This is a genomic window from Nostoc sp. (genome assembly GCF_036917275.1).
Classification (GTDB): Bacteria; Cyanobacteriota; Cyanobacteriia; order Cyanobacteriales; family Nostocaceae; genus Nostoc.
In genome coordinates this window covers 187,521-204,072 of sequence record NZ_JBALDF010000055.1, presented here as the reverse complement: position 1 = coordinate 204,072, position 16,552 = coordinate 187,521, and the positions used below count along the sequence as shown (strand labels likewise).

Here is a 16,552-nt window from a genome sequence, read left to right as displayed (position 1 = left end):
TATAAAGTAGCTCTTCATCTATAGGTTTTATCCTACCTCTTTCAAGGCATCAAAACGGATGCAACATTGGACTTGAGATCCTGGGTGCTAAACCTTATTCACCTCCGGCACTGCAAGAGCCACCCAGTGATCAAAATCTACCAATAAAATTGAACCAGTAACAGCATTCATCGCTGTATAACATTAAAGTTTACTCCTAAAGAGGTATAGCATAGGCTTAGGGTAGGATATAAATTAATGCCTATCTATAAGTAAAGCTTTCAGTATCAGGACACGCTTTGTGGGAAGTACCAATATTGCGCTAAAGACAGAAGACGGACTTAGTACAGCTTCTGGTAAAACACCCAGTTAAGAGCGTAGTTGTTGGTTAGGCGAGGGTAAAATCTTGCCGCAACCAAGTGCAGAGGCGAAGTATATCCGGGTCTGAACTGTGAGACAATTACTACTTGTAACTCACTCAACAGGAAAAGAATAACTTAAGCACTACCTGAGTAGGAATCTCTTGGGGGCTAGTGCCAATAAAAGTTTGTTGATGAATAGAAGATACTTTACAAATGTATAAGATTATCATCTAAGTTTTATTTCAATGTACTTGTACTAAAACGTGGTCTGAATAAATAAAAGTGTTGGACTTAAATCAATCAGTAACACGATATGGCAGAAGAACCTACATCTACTTTAACTAAAAACTATGTCTCTGCTGCCAATAGACACTCAAGTAAACCGACAAAAGTAACGTCAACAGCATCGGCTCGCCAATCTAGGTGGATGGTTCGCTTAGGTCATCTCCTCGCTGGTGCTTGGGCAATCAGTGCAGGAGTGCTGAGTGCTTCTGGTGGGAACTTGGTTCAAGTGATGGAAAATAAGGCGCTTTCTGGCTTTTTTCAACTGCGTGGGTCGATTGTGCCTCCAGAAGACATCGTAATTTTAGCAATAGACGATCAGTCAATATCAGTTCCCGAACAGTACTATAAAACAAATCCGAAACAGTATGCCTACCTAGAAACACTGAAATCTTATCCTTATAAACGTGCTGCATATGCTCAGGTAATCACAAAGTTAATCAAAGCCGGTGCCCGCTCTGTAGCGGTAGATGTCCTTTTTGACACGGGAAGTAGTTATGGAGTTACTGACGATCGCCAACTCCAGGCAGTATTACAAAAATATGGCAGCAAAGTTACCTTAGCAGCCGTCTACGAAAATTCCCTGACGCATCAAGGGTCTTTTATACAGCTCATAGACCCACAACAGATGTTTCGTAAAGGGTCAGTATCCATTGGCTCAGTAAATTTCCCCGTAGGGGTAGATGGTAAAGTTGAGCAATTGGCGAGTGAGTTTTCTAAGTTGCTAGCTGAAGATAATTTGCTCGAGAAACTACCTTCTTTTGATGAAGCAGCGCTTAAGGCAGCAAAAGTAAATTATCCTCAACCAAAGGGCGATCGCATTTATTTTTGGGGGCCTGCGGGTACATTTGAGCAAATACCCTTTTGGCATGTACTCGATCCAGAAAACTGGAACACCTATTTACAACAGGGAAAGGCCTTCAAAGACAAAATAGTGCTGATTGGTGCGACAGATAAGTTAAACAATGATTATTATCCAGTCGCTGCTAGCAACAGCACTCAACCGATGTCGGGCGTAGAAATTCACGCCAATGCGATCGCAACTTTGATGCAAGGTAAAGCGATCGCCCCAGCAATTAACAGTCCACCGTTGCAGGGGTTGTTTGTGCTAATTCTAGTTGGCAGTACAGCCTTGATGATTAGCAGACGCAAACGTAGTATTAATAGATTTCTATATAGCCTTGCCCTTTCTGGCACTTGGGTAGGAATTAGTTATGGGTTATTTGTCTATAGTGAATTAATTTTCCCTACTACTTTACCAATGATCGCGATCGCGATGACCGGACTTTCCTATCTGACAACTTCATTGGTAAGGGAAAGTATCAGAAAACGCCAATTATTAGATATATTTCAGAAGTATAAAACTTCCCCCATTGTCCAAGAGATTATTAGCCAACAGGATGACTTACAAGACCTAATCCAGCAACGAGATTTAGCCTTATCAGGAAAAGTTTTGGCTCAACGCTACAAAATTGTCAAAGTTCTCGGTTCCGGTGGATTCAGCGAAACCTACATTGCCATAGATACCCAACGTCCTGGTAATCCGCGATGTGTTGTCAAGCAACTAAAACCAGCCAGCACCAAACCAGAAGCCTTGCAACTTGCCAGGCGTTTATTTAACTCAGAGGCGCAAACACTAGAAAAATTGGGAACGCACAGTCAAATCCCTCAACTTTTAGCGTATTTTGAAGAAGATGAAGAATTTTATTTAGTGCAAGAACAGATAATTGGTCATCCTTTAAATCAGGAACTCCCAACGGGTAGAGCAATTGAAGAAGTTGCAGTTATCAAAATTGTCAGGGACTTATTGCAAACATTAACATTTGTCCATAAAAACAACGTGATTCACCGGGATATTAAACCCAGTAATATCATCCGGCGACACTCAGACGGTAAACTAGTACTGATTGACTTTGGAGCGGTCAAAGAAGTCAGCACAAAACAGCTTGATCATCAAGAGCAAATCCCCTTCACCATTGGCATTGGTACTCAGGGTTACGCACCAAGCGAGCAATGTTTTGGGCGGCCACAATACAGTAGTGATATCTATGCAGTCGGCATGGTTGGAATTAAAGCCTTAACTGGTATAGCACCCCGTGAGTTAAATAGAGATGGTGATGGAGAGATAAAATGGAGCGATGCCTACGGCGGTAAACTACGCTCCCAGGTGAGCCACTCCCTAGCTCAGATTCTCAGTAAAATGGTGCTGGAGGACTTTAAAGAGCGATATCAGTCTGCATCAGAGGCTTTTGAGGATCTTGAAGCTCTTGAAGCTTTTAATGATGTTGTAAATTCCCAAAGCAGATACCTCATGCCACAGGATGACTCATTAATGAATACTTTAGATGATTTAGGCACTTCCACAAAATCTTGTTCAGAAGGACAAGAGACTGACAAATAAAAAAATATCCAATTACTGTGGAAGCTGTTCTTGAGCAGGGGAAGCAGAATCTGATAGTTGTATTGGATACAAGGATTTGGATAATTTAATTTTTGGAGTTCCCTAAGAATAATTAGGCATAAGGGTGGGGAGCAGAGAAGAATTTTCTCCTATACACCCCGCCCCCTTCTCTGTTCGTGTCTTCTTCACTCAATCCTGCACGTGATTTTAATTTAAGGACAAGAATTCTTCTCCTGTCGTCGGATGAATGGCTATTGTTTCATCCAAATCTTCTTTGGTAATGCCCTTGCGAATTGCCACGCCAAGACTTTGAATGATGTCTGCTGCGTGTTCACCTACCATATGAGCGCCCAAAACTTGCCCAGAATCACTATTTAAGACTATCTTCATAGTAGTTGGCTCATTCTGTTCGATTAACTGATACAACAGTGGTTGGAACTGGGTGCAGTAGCATTGTACAGATTCACCAAATTTTTCCCGTGCTTTCGCTTCTGTCATTCCCACACTAGCCGCTTCTGGACGGCAAAAAACAGCAGTGGGCACGTAATCGTAATTCAGTTTTTGTGGCTTGTTCCCAAAAACTGAATTGGCAAAGGCAATACCTTCTGCCTTAGCCACTGGAGACAATTGCAGGCGGCTGGTGCAGTCACCTACAGCAAAAATGTTTTCTTGGCTGGTGCGGCTGTATTCATCTACTTTAATGGCACCATCTTCACCAAGTTCAACATGGGCATTTTCCAAACCAAGATTCTTGGTATTTGGAGCGTAACCTGTGGCTACTAAGATGGTATCTGCTATAATTATTTCTCGGTTTTCACCAGTAATAGTTAACAACAAACCTTCTTCTGAGAATTTGATTTCTTGACTGGTGCTATTGGTGAACAACTTAATTCCCCGTTTGCTCAAACCTTGTTGTACCGCAGAGCGAATGTCATTATCAAACCCTGATAAAATTATCTCGTGTTTTTCAATTAGCGTCACCTCGCAGCCAAAAGCGTGCATCATGCTCGAAAATTCTACACCAATGTAGCCGCCGCCAATGACTGCTAAACGTTTCGGCAGATAAGGCAACTGAAACATCTCGCGGGATGTGATGCCGTATTCTATACCTGGGATTTGGGGCTTGAGGGGTTGTCCTCCCACAGCAATTAAAATTTTGTCTGCTGTAACTTTACGTCCATCGATATTGATAGTATGGGTATCGATGAAAGTGATATGTTGAGAAATTAGTTCAATCCCAGCTTTGTGCAATTGTTGAAAATAGGATTGGTTAATCTTATCAATATGCTGGTGTACTGACTTAATAAATAATGTCCAGTCAAAGTACGTTTGACACTCACTCCACCCATAACTCTGCGCTATTTGATTTTGCAGGGCGAAGTCAGCGGCGTAAACAATCAGTTTTTTGGGAACGCAACCGCGATTTACACAGGTTCCACCGATGGCTTCTTGTTCAGCAACAGCTACACGGGCACCGTAACTAGCTGCTTTTTTAGCTGCTGCCAATCCCCCAGGCCCAGCACCAATGACAAACAGGTCGTAATCAAATGTCATAAAAATCTGTTCCTTTTTCACTTTTTGGAAAGCAGAGCTATTTCATCCCTTATAGTTACTCAGACAAGACTTCATCTACTGTCTTTGGGTGGACAAATTGGGATGAAACCAGGCTAATATGTAGCAGATTGCCGCCTTAATAGCAATTACATCCAAAAGGAACAGCGATCGCTCGAATATTGCTACGTTATATTACATCATCTTGCTAAAAAAGCATCTTGTCTATTCTACCAGAGGTAAATGTTTGCGATGCCTAGTTTAGGCGGGTAGGCGATCGCACTTCTGGGCAGTAGTTTTTAGCTTATCCCCCAATTTGTAGAGGGTTGAGGCTGTAAACCCGCCATTTATTTTTTCGCAGGTGTAAAAAAACAAAAATTGAGGAACGCCAGAGATGGGGTTTACTCCTGATTTTGTATAACTCTTGGCGTGAAATACCGAAGTGATGCTCTAGCTGATCAGTTGACCATTCATAGCTTTCAACAACTGGAAAAGCTGGCTGCCAACCGTGCAAAGTTTTTTTAAGCAACTCAAGTTGAATTACTTCTTGCTGTAAGTTATTGTGACGCATATTAAATTATCCCTGGATTTATCGCTTTACTTGCTATTCACTAGTTTTGTTCGTCTTCTAAAATTTGAATAGTTGTAGTTGTGCAACTAGTTGAACGTGCAACCGTTGAACATAGAGGTTTATTCACAGTGACAAGAGTTAAAAAGAACAAGCAAGCTGGAGAGGCGTTTAAGAATTTACTCAAAGAAAAAAAGTTTAGCCAATACAAACTTGAGCAAGTAACTGGTCTGGATAAAAGCGTCATTAGCAAGATAGCAACCGGACAGACTGCTAACCCTACACCAACCACACTTGAAAAAATAGCAACTGCGTTGGGGATTGAACTAGGTGAATTAACAAGGATATTTGCTCAATCAACTGTACAATTTCAGCACTCAGCCACAAACCCTCAGTCTCAAGAGTCAATTTCTGAGATACCAATATCCAACAATTCTGATTTTGTGGGACGTGAGGAAGCGATCGCACACCTCAATAACCTTGTTAACGAAGGTACAAAAGTTATTCTAATTCACGCAGAGGGTGGCATAGGTAAAACAACCTTGGCTAGAAAATGGTTTGAGCTTCAAGGTTTAGAATATCTTGAACTGCGGGTAGGAATGACACCCCAAAACCTAAACTCAGTAGAAGATTGGGTAAGGCTCAAGCTCAGAGATGACTTTAAAATGAATCCAGAGCAAAACTTTATGACTATGCTGGAGCAATTTAAAAGCAAGCTCCAAGAAAAAAGAATCGGCGTATTAATTGATAATCTAGAACCTGCTTTGATAAATGGTGAATTTATCGAACCACATCACAGCTACTTTGTAGAACTATTAACAGTCTTAGCACACAGCAGTGTGCATTCAGTCACTTTAATTACAAGTCGTGAGCAAGTTTATGAACATACAATAAAGCGTATTAAAACTATTAAGAATTATCCCTTAGATGGTTTGAATAAAAAGGCGTGGCAAAACTATTTTGAAAGTTTCAGTATTAATATAGATACTGTTGCACTTAGTAGAATTCACGAAGCTTACGGAGGTAATGCTGAGGCAATGTTTATTCTCAGCGCTGAAATTTTAAGGCAGTATCAGGGTAATTTAAAGACTTATTGGCAGCAGAACCATCATGATTTATTGAGACATCGGTCTCTAAAATTACTGGTGCAGAGTCAGTTTAAAAAACTCAAAAAAGATGAATTTCAGGCTTATCATCTTATTTGTCGCTTAGGATACCATCTTAATCAAGATTATCCTTACGTGCCAGAAATATGGCTATTTTGTTTGATGTGGGATGTACCTAAACATCTACGTTTGCGGTTAGTTGATGCTTTAGTAGAGCGTTCTCTTGTAAAGATTAATAGTTTTGGTTACTACTTGCATCCAGTTATACGGTTAGAAGCAGTAGAAAATTTAAAATTAATGCAATATTCTTATGATAAAAGTTTATTGTCTATCAAAGAAGAAGTTGATAGTCTAATTACTATATCGTGTAATTTACAGTCCCTACTTTGCTGGATAAACGGAAAATTTTTTCAGATATCTAAACAATACAAAAAAACTGCTTTTAGAGCATTTTATCTTGGCTTCGTTATAGCAGAAAATATTGAAAATCAGAATTTTAATTTTGATAATGACAAGTATTATCATGAGCTTGCATGTTCTATTGAGCCAATTTTTGAAATATACTGTAAAATACAAAAAACTTCTTATCTAGATAGTTTAGTTGAGCAATTAGCAGATTTAATTGAGAAAAAATACTGTAATTTTATATTGAATTATCTGAATAATAATTTAGACTTAGTTCGCCAATCTATTATAAAAAAATATAAAGAAATAAACGACCAAACAATAGTATTAGAAGTACTAGAAATAATTTGGGAAAACTTTGCGGAGGAAATATTTAAACTTTTTAATAAGAAAACTGATGAAGAGCAAGACTACATAAACATAGTCGCAAATTTAATAGGTAAAATAATATCAAGTTTAGCGAAAAATAACTTTATTGAAGCTCAAAAGAATAACAATATTAATATTTTCAAAGAAATTAGCTGTGGTATCAAAGAAAGTTTTACTCGAAGAATGGCAGTTATGAATAAGGAAAGATCCAAGCTTATTTTCCAAAAAATAGGTAAAGCTATAGTAAATTCAGATGAATCAATTTTACAGAGTGATTGTTATTTTTGTTTCAAAAATGATATAGTAGATAATTATATTTATAAATTTCCATTTACTCAAGAAGATAAGAAGTTATTAAAACAGTATTATGATGCCAATAAGTTACTAGTACATTGTCTCAAGAGCAATAATGATGTAACCGATGAAGTGCGATCGCACATCGAAGACACCCTACTTTTACCCATCGCTGAAATAGAAAAACGACCATTCAAAAATTAAATCGCCTTCTTCTTTGCGTCAGGTAAAAATTAAAAATAAAGGCGGGTGCGGGGTTTGAACCCGCTAATCCCCACAATGGTGGAGACATAACCGATAACCCTAAATTCTTCGGCCCCGAAAGGCAAGTTGCGAACAGGGATAACCCGCCATGAAGCATGAAGGATAAGGTTTTCATTCTTTACCCTTCAGCAATATTTACAACTCATCCGTAGCCAGCATTTGGATGATCCGAGGCGTACCCGGATCGAACCCTGCCAAATCCCAAGACAGCGAATCTTCAGGATCTACCAAGGTAATCTGGTAAGGTGTCAAGCTAACATACACCGCTTTAACGTCAGGATTTACCTTTTTCCGGTACTTTTTCAAGGCTTGACTAGGATGCTGATTTCCCGCCCAGCTTTCCGAGTCAGTCCAAAAGCAGACTACATCTGCCTTAAACTTGTTCTTAATCATCCAGTCGTAAGCTACAGATGCATCAGTTCCACCAAAGTTTTGGTTGCTAGCTTTGCGAACCGCAGAACTAAAACTATCTTTGGCGGTGATACCTAATTCACGGAATTCGGTAGCAAAGCCGCGAATCATATAGTTTTTCTCTGCTTTTGCTGTTACCAGTGCCATTGTAGTGGCAATTTCACAACAACTCAGCCCCATATCTGCAACCAAGCTACCCATAGAACCAGAAACGTCTACGGCGTGCATAAACACTTTACCTGTGGGTTGCACAACATCAAAAGACAGTTCAACCGCCTTTTCTAAGATGTCCACAATCCGAGGAACTGGGTTCCAAGTTTTCTTACTGCGTCCTAATGTTCCACCAGATTGATAAGTTTTGAGTGCTTTCAAAACATCAATCGGATGGATGCGACCTTTACGCAGATGTTCTCTGCGATTAAGAACTGCTTCCACTTGCAGCAAATTGGCGCTTTCATCAGCTCGCAACACGCCCAGTTCAGTTAAAGAACCCAAGTTACGTAGCATTGCACCTATTGGCATTTCCTGAAATAGCAGCTGCCAAGCAAGCTTGTCCATTTTGCCCACAGGTGCAGCCATTTCGTGGGTTAAGCGTCCTTGGGAAATAGCTTCATGGGTTTGGGTAGGATTCCGCTTCAGCCACTCATACCACCAAATCTGCGCCAACGCCTCCGAGGGGATATCTGCTGGCAATTCTTCCCAACCTCTAACTACCCACTCAAATAGTTGACGGTGATTTTCTGTAGGCGGTTTGACATGAAACAACCGCAACGCATCTCGGTGGGAGAAGCCTTGACGCTGTTGATATTTCAACAGTTGATAAGCTAAACCCTTGACATCTTCCCGCGATAGCCAAGTTTTACCAGCTTCCCGCACTACCTTGCCAAATCCCCGCAGAGATTTGGTGTAGTTCAACCATTCGTAGAAGTGGCTACCAGTGCGGACAATTTGCGGAAAGATTTCACCAAAAGCCTGTTTTGCTTCTGGTGCTTCACCCATCGACAACAGTACCAAAGCTAAGATAGGCGCACTGTTATTGATGGCGCGTCCATCGCTAGCATACAAAATTTCTTCTGCTGCACGGCTGGGATTTTCGGCAACAGCAAGTCTTACAACTGTCACAAAATCTTCAGTTAATTCCTGTTTACCAGCGTAGTAAGTGCTTTTTGCTGTGCCAACCAACAGACAACGGCGCAGCATCTTCCAAATACCAGCATCAAACATCCAACCGCCGGAACGTCCCTGAACCATTTCCGCTTCCCGTCCGGGGATAGGCTGATTTTGAGGTGTAGTTGTCTTCTTTTTAGTGAAAAAATTGTAATTCATCGTTTCATCTCCCGGCCCTTACAGGCAAAAATGAAAGGTGGCAGAGCAGGAATCGAACCTGCGACATCCGGCTTAAGAGGCGATAACCCTAATTCGTCGGCCTTCTCAGGCAAGGTGTGAACAAGGATGTTTTTCGGCGCTCTACCAACTGAGCTACCTGCCACATGAAAATTTTGGATTTTGGATTTTGGATTTTAAATTTAATCCAAAATTATTTGGTGTAGCGGAGTGGGATTTGAACCCGCGACCTCTCGAACCCGATTCGATAACCCTAATTCGTCGGCCATTTCAGGCAAGGGGTGAACAAGGATGTTTAGCGCTCTACCTCTGAGCTACCCGCCACATGAAATTTTTGATTTGAGATTTTAAATTAAATCCAAAATTCAAAATTGTTCGACTGAGCGACTTGGCTTGAGCGAACGCAAGAGCGTCTCCAAGAGTTGCCGAAAGGAGCCGAAGTCCAAAATCTAAAATTAATTGGTGTAGTGGAGCGGGAATCGAACCCGCGACCTCCCGCTTGGCAGGCGATAACCCTCAATTCGTCGGCCTTTTCAGGCAAGGGGTGAATAAGGTTTAGGCGCTCTAACCACTGAGCTACCCACCACATGAAAAATTTTAGATTTTAAATTTTAGATTTTAGATTCAATTCCATTATCTAAAATTAGTTTGGTGTAGCGAAACAGGATTTTTACCTGCACCTCCAGAAGTTTGATCAAGGGTATTTAAGTTATATGCGATAACCCTCGATATGTCGTCCCTTCCGGGCAAGGTGGGCGCTCTGTCATTTGAGCTATCCGCTACTGGTGAAAGCTAACTTCCTAATGAAAGTTGACTTGTATTATTAATGTAGTATATGTATTATTTGTTGTCAAGGGGCTGGCAAGATAATTTAGAATTATTGTGGAAACAGAAGTTTGAGTGGCACAAGCAAGCGAGCTGCTACTCAAAATTTCGGGGGAATATTATCCACACTGGATTGCGATCGCTCTCGTCAAAACTTTCTTATTTTCTCTGGAAAAACTTTTGCCCGTAGTTTACCGCCGTAGGCATCGCAGACCAATATTAGATAAGTTGCAAGTTTAGAAGGTTATAACACTCACGAAACAAAGGTTTTGCCGACAAATTTGCCGTAACTTTGCCAAAAGATACAAAAAAGTGTCCTAATTTTTGCCAATATAGATAGTATTATTTCCCAAAATTCACTTGGCAAAAATCGGCATGAGTGAGAAACCCATAGAAAATAACGGCAAGGCTTTTCTCGTTTTACTTTTGCCCATCTCGTTCTTGATTATTTTCCTAGTTACCACTTGGAGACTTTTACTGGCAGTAATTTTCCTGGTAATTGGCTTCAAGCTTTGGCAGGAATATCAATGGCAACAGTGGACTGTACGAGTTAACCCAATTTTTCATCAATTGGTTCGTGAAAATCAGGGCAGACTTACGCCAATGGACTTGGCAATCAGGGGCAATTTTCCTGGAACAACGGCAAAACGCTACTTGGATGGTAAAGCCTCGGAATTTGGTGCCAGTATACTCAACTCTGAAGAGGCGGGGCAGTCTTATTACTTTATAACTGCCAGCATTCTCGGCAATATTCTTGATAGTAGTGAGCCTATCAAAGAACTTCCTACTCAACCAGTTACTAAGACTGCGCGATCGCTCCTAGCACCACTACCACCAATCCCACAGGAGGAAGAACTAGAAACCGAATCACTCCCTCAGCCAAACCCTGAATCAGCTAAACCATCGCTAGAAAAACAATTAGTTTTTGGTTCTTTGATCCAATCTGAACTTGCCAAACGGCTAAATGTCTATTCCAGTACAGTTTATAAACGGCGAAATGATCCAGAGTTTCCAGAGTGGAGTCGCAGCAAAGACCCTGATGGTATTGCCTGGTCATACTCGGAAAAAATTAAGGAGTTTTTCCCAGTGGAGGAAGAAGGTTAAACAATTCAAAATTAGAATTTTTGAATTTTCGTTTGTAAACCCACAGCTTCGTTGATGGAATTTAATCCGCTTTGTTCTAGTCGGACAAGCAAATCTAAAAGAATCCGGCGTACCATCAGTGGGCCTTCGTAAATCCAGCCTGTATAAACCTGGATCAAGCTAGCACCAGCAGTAATTTTTTCCCAAGCATCTTCACCAGAAAAAATACCACCAACGCCAATAATTGGGATTTGCCCTTGGGTTTGCTGCCAAATAAAACGAATTACCTCAGTGGAGCGATCGCGCAATGGTTCACCGCTAATTCCGCCAGCTTCATCCTGGGGTGATTTGCCTGTTTGGTCAATTATTTGGGTTTTCAGTCCATCACGGCGAATGGTGGTGTTAGTGGCGATAATTCCCGCCAGTTGGTAGGTTTTAGCCAAAGAAATAATGTCAGCGATCGCAACCCAATCCAAATCTGGCGCTATCTTGACAAAAATTGGTTTTTGTGCATAATTTTCTTGTTGCAATAAATCCAAGATGGTACTGAGCATAGAAGGATCTTGGAGCGATCGCAACCCTGGTGTATTCGGGGAAGAGACATTAACAACAAAATAGTCTCCTAAATCCTTGAGTAAACGAAAACTATCGAGATAATCCTGTGCGGCGGCTTCCAGGGGAGTTACCTTAGATTTACCCAAATTGATCCCTATGGGTATTAACTGGACGTTATCCTGCTTTTCCTGTCCCAAACGGGCCGCCATTGCTGCTGCACCGCGATTATTAAAGCCCATGCGATTGAGAGCAGCTTTGTCCAACGGCAAGCGAAACAAACGGGGACGCGGATTTCCTGGCTGTGCGTGAAAAGTTACAGTTCCTAGTTCTGCAAAGCCAAAACCCAGGTTAGACCAAATGCCAGCAGCTACTCCATCCTTGTCGAAGCCAGCTGCTAATCCTAGAGGATTTGGAAAGTTTAGCCCAAACAAATTTTGTTCTAAGCGTGAATCATATAGACATAAGGACTGCTTTAGGCGTTGGTTTACCCAACTAGATTTTTGGTGAATGCCTGTTTGGGATAGCCAATTAAAACTGCGAATCGTCTGCTGGTGTAACCACTCTGAATCGGTTTTTAGCAGATTGAACAAAAGCGGACGAATGGCAAGTTGATAAATATCCATTTCAATTCTTAATACTACTCGAATTCGGTAGACTGCCGCGCTTCCTCTTTAGCTAGTCGGAGTTCTTCTTTAGCTTGCCGCACTTGTTGAGCAATCTGCCGCATTTCTTCAGCAGTCTCCCTGACTTCTTCAGCAAGCTGTCGCTGCTCCTTTTGATTATCGGATGAAGTTTCGCCCATTTCCCTAGCACTCCCTGATCTATAGCAAGGGACTGGGGACTAGGGACTGGGGACTGGGTGAAAAGCCTTTTTGTATCTAAGTTTTATCATGTGTTAATGTCCTAACCACCTTAGCTATTGCTATAACTTCAACGAACGTGTTACTTAGAACTTTCAGCAAACACCCGTGGCAATATTACTCAGGGTGCTTTTCTGGGCATCTTATATATTACAAGTTATGTAAACCAATAAATCAGATGGGGCAGCCGCAAAAACCTATAGCCGCCGAACAGCAGATCCTCTCCTTGGGACGTGTCCTCCAGAGCCTCAGAGAAGAAGATGATGTTGACGTTCTGATTGAAACTACTATTTGTTATCTTAAAGAACAATTTGACTACAGACTGATTTGGATTGCTCTTTACGATCGCCTGAATCACATTTTATTCGGGAAAGGGGGTATCACACCTGATCGTGACACGAGCTTTTTACGACAAAGAGTTGTTCTCAGTCCTGGGGATTTATTAGAGCAAGTGGTGATTGAACAGCATCCCTTGGGCATAGCCGATTTGCAAACTGAAATCCGCGCCGCAGATTGGCGAAAAGTTGCAGAAAAATTCCACATCCAGGGAACCATTATTTTACCTATTCGCCATAAAGACCGCTGCTTAGGTTTGCTGTTACTGGGTTCAGAACGCTGGGGCTACTTACTCACAGGGGAAGCAAAAGCACGTTTGATGATGGTTTTAGGTGAATTGGGAGCAGTGCTTTATCAAAATGAGATGGATTTGCAGTACAAGCAAACCAAGAGAACCGACGAGCCATTATTAGAATTGCTAGAAAATTTCCGCACCCTGACTAACCTTAATCAAAAACTTGAAGCAGCGGTGCAAGCAACTCATAAATTTGTCTCCCCCAGTCGGACAAATGTTTACTGGTTTGAGCGGGAAGGGCGCTACTTTTGGTGTCGGATGAGCAATCAGCTGGTCAAAATAGATCGCAATTCCAGCAATCAGCAAGCAGCAGGAATTACTGTACAGGAGTTGAGCGACTTTTATTATGCTTTAGCAGTTAACCAAATTGTCTCGATTGGTGATGCCCGTAGTTCCTTGAAAAGCCATTTTACGGCAAAATTGCTGCAACGCTTGAAGGTGCGATCGCTCTTGGCAGCTCCGATAATTTGGCAAAAGAACTTGCTCGGTTTTGTGGCGGTGGAAAGCAATGAACCTCGAATCTGGACGGAGACAGACAAAAATTTTGTCCAAGGTGTTGCTGGCTTAATCTCCCTGGTTGCACCCGCTGAAAGCATGGAAAGCACCGTTAAACAGATTCAAGAGGATGCTCAACTGACTAGCCAAGTTGCCCAAGGTATTTATAGTCAAAATGACCTTCAGGAAACTTTACACAGCTGTGCTAAGAGAGTTTTAGCTCGATTAGCAGCCACCCGCTTTTTATTGTTGCAGTATGACCCTGAGCAGAATAATTATCAATTTATTTACCAAAGTCAGCCCTATAACCGCCGAGCATTGACATTTACGCTTCATCCTCTCAAAGAATTAGATGGGCAGCTTTTGCAACGTTCAACTCAAGCGGTGGAAATTGAGAACTTAGATGAAGATTTACGCTTTTTTAACTGGCGTCCCTTTTTACTAGAAGCTGGGGTGCGATCGCTACTTGTTTGTAAATGCACTCACGAGCATATACCAGCAGCGCTTCTGTTGATCACTCACGAAACCCATCGTTCTTGGACAACTCTGGAAAAGGAATTACTGTGGGCCGTCAGTCAACAGATTGGTGTCATTCTTCGTCAGTGGCAATTACACAACCGCACCACCCAGCAGCAAAAAACTTCCCAGGCATTTGAGGAATGCTTACGCATCCTGACACAATCCCAGAACAGCAAAATCGAGGTCAAAAAAAAGCATTTAGAACGGACAGCACTCGAACAAATAGCATCAATTTTGGGCTGTCCCTTAGCGGTACTGCTATCCTGGTCACCTGGTGAAAGTTGGGCAAAAATTATCCCTGGAGTGATTGAGAATAGTAAATTTGGGATTTTTTCTGAAGCATCTATTCCTATCCAGGCTGAAGCCTTAATTCAGTGGGCCCTTGCTACGGAGAGTTACCTGATTTTGAAGGTAGATGATTTACCCCCAGAAACTCGAAAATGGTTAAATGTTCCAGACAAAGGTCAAATTTTATTGATGGCATTACGTACCAATGCTGATTATGAAACCACAGGTGTAGTCTTGTTGGCAGACTATCAAGAGTGTCGCTGGTCAGAACAAAACCTCAGTGCAACAATAACTCTGATTTCTCAATTAGCCTGGTGGCGTCGTGAAAAGCAAATTACCCAACTTCTAGAATCCACAACAGAGGAATTACGACAACTCAACTGGTACAAACATCGTCGTTCAGAGGAAATCCAAAGAATAACAGCGCACTCCCTTAGACAAATACATGATTTGGGCATTCCTGCTAATGAACTTACTCTGATGCGCTACCAGCTATTGCTGCGGCAGTTAGACCACACAGCCACCTCCATGAGTGGAATGCTAAAACTTGAACACTGGCAATTAAATATAAGTTGGGAAACTATACCCGTAGCCAGTTTAATGAAGCGATCGCTCGAACGCATCGAAAATTTAGTCAAACAACAAAAGCTGTGGATTGGTGTACATGGTTTGGGACAACAGATTGAGGAGCAATCGCCAAAGAACTCTTCAGTAGCCAAAGGCGTTCCTACCTCAAACACTCAATCTTCAATGGCGATCGCTGGTGATATTGTCAAAATTGAATTAGTTATCCATGAATTATTGGTTACTGCCTGTAACCGTTCTCAAATCGGCGGCAGAATTGACATTTGGTGTCGCCGTTTAGATGTATCTAAAACCGTAGAGCCAAATTATTCTTCTGCAAGTACAGGGGCTGAACATCGGATATCTCTAGAACTATCGATTACATATAACGGTGCGATCGAACCAGAGCTACTGACAGAGCTACATCATAATACATTTAAAGATGTGCTTGCTGCCTCTAACCTTGACCAACCACCAGGTTTACACCTGCTAATCTGCCAAAATTTCGTGCAGAAGTTGGGAGGACAGTTGAATTTTTATCAATTACCAGATAATCGAGTAGTTAGCCGCTTGCTGTTGCCGTTAGTTGGTCATGATTCTTAGTAACATTTTTTAAAATGACTACAAAGATTAACAATTCATACTGATCAATGTCAAGGTTAATTAAACGGAAATATAAAATTATCTTGGCAATTATCTCAACTAGTTTGTATATATTTACTGAGTTCATCAAGGGGTCATCTGTAAGTTTAGAATAACTCCAATATCTCAAAAAAACGTGACATTATTTTGAAATATAGTTAGTATGTAACTTGATGAAACACTGACCATAATCATTCATTTCGGATGTAATACAAATACACACTTTCAATTCAGAAAAAATAATTAATTAGCCAAAAATTTGGCTATTAATAGGATTTTTACAAGAAAAATTACCAATTTATTCGTTAGCGTTGGTTTCGCAAAAGTGAACAATTAGGAGAATAAGGACAGTAATCTTTTAAGGCTTGTTGTGCAGCAGATTAAAGTTTTATTAGAAAAACTTCCTAAAATATCTTGGTGATATTTAACCAAGATATTTTGTACATAGAATAAAAAATAAAATTTTATTGTTTCACTTATATATTGTATTTATAAATTTACATAATTAATTAAAACTTTATATCATTTTTAGTATGTTAATAGCAACTTAAACCTTACTTTTTAGGTAATTAGATGAAATCAGTGCATCAAATCATAACTATCAGATTGTCAATTTTCAGTTCACTAAAAATAGAAATAGATGGAAGTTATCAAAATATATTTACAGGCATTAAGCAGATTAAACTTAAGCTGTTAAACTACTGCTTTCAGGAAGACCAATATAAAATTAATCTGTTTGGAGAAATCTATCAAT

Annotated in this window: 10 protein-coding genes and 2 tRNA genes; 5 read left to right on the top strand and 7 right to left on the bottom strand. The window is 40.8% G+C overall.

Annotated elements, in window-relative coordinates; translation table 11 throughout:
• Nucleotides 1-654: 654 nt before the first annotated feature.
• On the top strand, nucleotides 655-3,024 hold the full coding sequence (locus V7K35_RS20670; RefSeq protein WP_335081134.1) for a CHASE2 domain-containing serine/threonine-protein kinase: 2,370 nt from the start codon (nucleotides 655-657) through the stop codon (nucleotides 3,022-3,024).
• A gap of 207 nt (nucleotides 3,025-3,231) precedes the next feature.
• On the opposite strand, the gene gorA is transcribed toward V7K35_RS20670, so the two are convergent.
• Nucleotides 3,232-4,578 (bottom strand): glutathione-disulfide reductase, encoded by a 1,347-nt coding sequence (gorA, locus tag V7K35_RS20665; protein ID WP_335081131.1) that lies wholly within the window; start codon nucleotides 4,576-4,578, stop codon nucleotides 3,232-3,234.
• Between the two features lie 301 nt (nucleotides 4,579-4,879).
• The gene (locus V7K35_RS20660) at nucleotides 4,880-5,146 is read right to left on the bottom strand and encodes a hypothetical protein (protein ID WP_335081129.1); all 267 of its coding nucleotides are present in this window, start codon (nucleotides 5,144-5,146) and stop codon (nucleotides 4,880-4,882) included.
• Between the two features lie 80 nt (nucleotides 5,147-5,226).
• On the opposite strand from V7K35_RS20660, the gene V7K35_RS20655 reads away from it, so the two are divergent.
• Nucleotides 5,227-7,521: a helix-turn-helix domain-containing protein gene (locus tag V7K35_RS20655; protein WP_335081126.1), complete on the top strand. Its 2,295-nt coding sequence runs from the start codon at nucleotides 5,227-5,229 to the stop codon at nucleotides 7,519-7,521.
• A 195-nt stretch (nucleotides 7,522-7,716) separates the two neighbouring features.
• On the opposite strand, the gene V7K35_RS20650 is transcribed toward V7K35_RS20655, so the two are convergent.
• From V7K35_RS20650 to V7K35_RS20640, 3 genes are all read right to left on the bottom strand, one after another.
• Nucleotides 7,717-9,318: a TROVE domain-containing protein gene (locus V7K35_RS20650; protein ID WP_335081124.1), complete on the bottom strand. Its 1,602-nt coding sequence runs from the start codon at nucleotides 9,316-9,318 to the stop codon at nucleotides 7,717-7,719.
• A gap of 37 nt (nucleotides 9,319-9,355) precedes the next feature.
• A tRNA-OTHER gene (locus V7K35_RS20645) sits at nucleotides 9,356-9,481 on the bottom strand.
• Nucleotides 9,482-9,796: 315 nt separating this feature from the next.
• Nucleotides 9,797-9,923, bottom strand: a tRNA-OTHER gene (locus tag V7K35_RS20640).
• Nucleotides 9,924-10,236: 313 nt separating this feature from the next.
• On the opposite strand from V7K35_RS20640, the gene V7K35_RS20635 reads away from it, so the two are divergent.
• Both V7K35_RS20635 and V7K35_RS20630 read left to right on the top strand, forming a co-directional pair.
• Complete coding sequence (locus tag V7K35_RS20635) at nucleotides 10,237-10,401, top strand: hypothetical protein (protein WP_335081122.1); 165 nt, start codon at nucleotides 10,237-10,239, stop codon at nucleotides 10,399-10,401.
• Nucleotides 10,402-10,536: 135 nt separating this feature from the next.
• A complete protein-coding gene (locus tag V7K35_RS20630) occupies nucleotides 10,537-11,265 on the top strand; it encodes a hypothetical protein (protein ID WP_335081120.1) in 729 nt (242 codons plus the stop codon).
• Between the two features lie 11 nt (nucleotides 11,266-11,276).
• Here the strand turns inward: V7K35_RS20630 and V7K35_RS20625 are convergent, their stop codons facing one another.
• Nucleotides 11,277-12,422 carry a quinone-dependent dihydroorotate dehydrogenase gene (locus V7K35_RS20625; protein WP_335081118.1) on the bottom strand — a complete coding sequence of 382 codons (1,146 nt, stop codon included), beginning with the start codon at nucleotides 12,420-12,422 and terminating at the stop codon, nucleotides 11,277-11,279.
• A gap of 14 nt (nucleotides 12,423-12,436) precedes the next feature.
• The gene (locus V7K35_RS20620) at nucleotides 12,437-12,601 is read right to left on the bottom strand and encodes a hypothetical protein (protein WP_335081116.1); all 165 of its coding nucleotides are present in this window, start codon (nucleotides 12,599-12,601) and stop codon (nucleotides 12,437-12,439) included.
• A gap of 236 nt (nucleotides 12,602-12,837) precedes the next feature.
• On the opposite strand from V7K35_RS20620, the gene V7K35_RS20615 reads away from it, so the two are divergent.
• On the top strand, nucleotides 12,838-15,759 hold the full coding sequence (locus V7K35_RS20615; RefSeq protein WP_335081113.1) for a sensor histidine kinase: 2,922 nt from the start codon (nucleotides 12,838-12,840) through the stop codon (nucleotides 15,757-15,759).
• Nucleotides 15,760-16,552: the final 793 nt, after the last annotated feature.